This is a genomic window from Neisseria sp. P0009.S007, assembly GCF_051962515.1.
The window spans coordinates 1-3,083 of the sequence record NZ_JBQCVF010000175.1 but is presented as its reverse complement, the minus strand read 5'-3'; the positions used below and the strand labels follow the sequence as shown (position 1 = coordinate 3,083).

General features: G+C 51.3%; 3 protein-coding genes and 1 pseudogene. All 4 read left to right on the top strand.

Translation table 11 applies throughout. From position 1 onward, the window contains the following. Positions 1-324, top strand: a pseudogene (locus ACTHS3_RS11130) (DNA glycosylase); the annotation flags it as partial. Between the two features lie 4 nt (positions 325-328). Then, the gene (locus ACTHS3_RS11125; RefSeq protein ID WP_070625514.1) at positions 329-739 is read left to right on the top strand and encodes a hypothetical protein; all 411 of its coding nucleotides are present in this window, start codon (positions 329-331) and stop codon (positions 737-739) included. A 111-nt stretch (positions 740-850) separates the two neighbouring features. Further along, on the top strand, positions 851-2,053 hold the full coding sequence (trpB, locus tag ACTHS3_RS11120; protein WP_049322854.1) for a tryptophan synthase subunit beta: 1,203 nt from the start codon (positions 851-853) through the stop codon (positions 2,051-2,053). A gap of 194 nt (positions 2,054-2,247) precedes the next feature. Then, on the top strand, positions 2,248-3,083 hold an 836-nt coding region (locus ACTHS3_RS11115; protein ID WP_440367967.1), incomplete at its 3' end, for a DMT family transporter.

The following is a 3,083-nucleotide window of genomic DNA, read 5'->3' as shown; positions in this document are numbered from 1 at the left end:
ATACGCGAACATGGCAATGCTTCGGATAAGTTTTTAAAAGTGATAGAAACCGTCGATTTGGCGGCAGTATTGGCGCAAATGCCCGAGTGCCGCCATCTTTGCACCACCGGCGGCAAGGCAACTGAAGTTTTGTTGGAGATTCAGGGCAGCGGTATGAAAATGCCGAAGACCGGCGAAACAGTACCGTTCCCCTATGCGGGGCGTGATTTGACTCTGACGCGCCTGCCTTCGACTTCGCGTGCCTATCCTTTGAGTTTGGCGAAAAAGGCAGCGGCGTATCGGGCTTTTTTTGAAATGGCTGGATTGACTGTTTTTCAGGAGTAAGGCGATGGATCGTTATGAAATCTCTTTAATGGCGTTTATGGCTTTGTGGTGGCTTTTAAATGTCGTCTCAGTGTGGCTGAAGGCCAAACAATGGCATATAAAGGTATTGCTGGGCGGAACGCTTTTGTATGTGATACAAATATCTGCAGTCATTATGTCTGTTAACGGCCTTAATTGGATATTTTTGAATATAAGCACTATAAATACCAATGAGTTGATTATTGCTTTGCTTGTGCTTAACTTTCTAGGTTGTTGGTTGCTGGCACTGTGGCTGGGGATGTTGACATTGAAACTATGCCTGAGAAACAAAAACGAAGAAAAATATATCGCGCCGCCGTTGGGTACGGCATTGATTGCAACATCGAGCTGTACGCTGTTGTTCCTATTTTGTCTGCTGATATTATTATTCAATTAGTTGCCGACAAGATGAATGGAAAACGGCTATAATTGCTGACAATTTTACTTTCAGACGGCCTTTTACTGAATCAGGCCGTCTGAAACCATAAAACGAACAAGGAAAAATCCCATGAAAAATTATCACGCTCCCGACGAGAACGGCTTTTTCGGCGAACACGGCGGCCTGTACGTTTCCGAAACCCTGATTCCGGCTTTGCAAGAATTGGCAGAAGCCTATAAAGCAGCGAAAGAAGATCCTTCATTTTGGGAAGAGTTCCGCCATGATTTGAAACACTATGTCGGCCGTCCCAGCCCTGTTTACCATGCCGCGCGATTATCCGAGCATTTGGGCGGCGCACAAATCTGGCTGAAGCGTGAAGATTTGAACCATACCGGCGCGCACAAAGTCAACAACACCATCGGTCAGGCTCTGCTCGCCCGCCGCATGGGCAAAAAACGCGTGATTGCCGAAACCGGTGCGGGCCAGCACGGCGTGGCTTCTGCCACCGTCGCCGCGCGCTTCGGCATGACTTGTGACGTGTATATGGGTGCGGACGATATCCAACGTCAAATGCCCAACGTGTTCCGTATGAAATTGTTGGGTGCAAACGTGGTCAGCGTTGACAGCGGCAGCCGCACGCTGAAAGACGCGATGAACGAAGCCATGCGCGAATGGGTGGCGCGTGTGGATGATACGTTCTACATCATCGGCACTGCCGCAGGCCCTGCGCCGTATCCGGAAATGGTACGCGATTTCCAATGCGTGATCGGCAATGAAGCCAAAGAACAAATGTTGGAAGCCATCGGCCGCCAACCTGATGTTGCCGTTGCCTGCGTGGGCGGCGGCTCGAACGCCATCGGTTTGTTCCATCCCTATATCGAAGAAGAAAACGTACGTTTGGTCGGCGTAGAAGCAGGCGGTTTGGGCGTGGATACCCCCGACCACGCCGCACCGATTACCAGCAAAGCCCCTATCGGCGTATTGCACGGTTTCCGCAGCTATTTGATGCAGGACGAAAACGGTCAAGTCTTGGGTACGCACTCTGTTTCCGCAGGCTTGGACTACCCAGGCATCGGCCCGGAACACAGCCATTTGAACGACATAAACCGCGTGGAATACACCGTTGCCAAAGACGACGAAGCACTCGAAGCCTTTGATTTACTCTGCCGTTTCGAGGGCATTATTCCTGCGCTGGAGTCCAGCCATGCCGTTGCTTGGGCGGTGAAAAACGCGCCGAAAATGAGCAAAGACCAAGTAATTTTGGTCAACCTCTCCGGTCGCGGCGACAAAGACATTAATACCGTGGCGAAACTCAAAGGCATTGAGTTGTAAGCCTTATTGATTGAGCAGCAAAGGCCGTCTGAAAAAGCTGGATATCAGTCTTTCAGACGGCCTTTGTTTCCGTAATGATTCAGCGTAGTATTTTATCCGCGCAAACTCTATCAAGTATCGGCGGCTAAGGAAATTTATCCTTCCAAACCGAGCTTGTGTGCTTTCTAAACCGATTATTCAAGTTATCCATCACCATGAAACATTTGGCAATCCATCTAAAACTATTGGGCATGGCGGCGTTTTGGGGCGCATCTTGGCCGATGGGGCGGATGCTGGGACAAGCGCTGCCGCCTTTAACGGGCGGTATGCTGCGCTTTTTGACGGCGGCAATCTTGCTTTTGGGCTGGCTGTTTGCACGGTATCGATTGCGTACTTTGGCGGTTTTGTCGCGTAAACAATGGCTTGGATTAGCACTGGCGGCGGCATTCGGCGTATTTGGTTTTACCGTGTTGTCTATGCTGGGTTTGCAGCGGATTCCTGCTTCAAGGGCGACGGTGTTGGTTACGTTCAATCCTGTATTGACGATGTTTTTTGCGGCTTTGCTGTTTGGCGAGAAGCTCAACGGCAAGATTGTGTCGGGTATGTTGTTGGCTGTGGCAGGCTCGATATGGGCGGTCACGCATGGCGAGATTGCGGCATTTTTGTCGGGCGGCGGCATAGGGTGGGGCGAAGTGCTGGTGTTTTTCAGCCTTTGCTGCTTGGTCACTTATACGATGATAGGCAGGGCGGTGTTGCAGGGGATTGATGCGCTGACGGTCACCGTGGCCACCGCTTGGCTGGGTGCAATGATGTTGCTGCCGCCTGCGCTGATTTCAGACGGCCTGCCGTTTGGTATGCTTGCCGAAATGGACGGCAGGGGCTGGTTTGCTTTGATTGGCCTGTCTGTCGGCGCAACGGTCTTGAGCTATGCGTGGTATTTTGAAGGCGTGAAGACTTTGGGTGCCGGCAGCGCGGCGGCGTACATCACTTTGGTGCCGGTATTCGGTATTTTGTGTTCCGCTTGGTTTTTGGGCGAGGCATTGCATGTTTC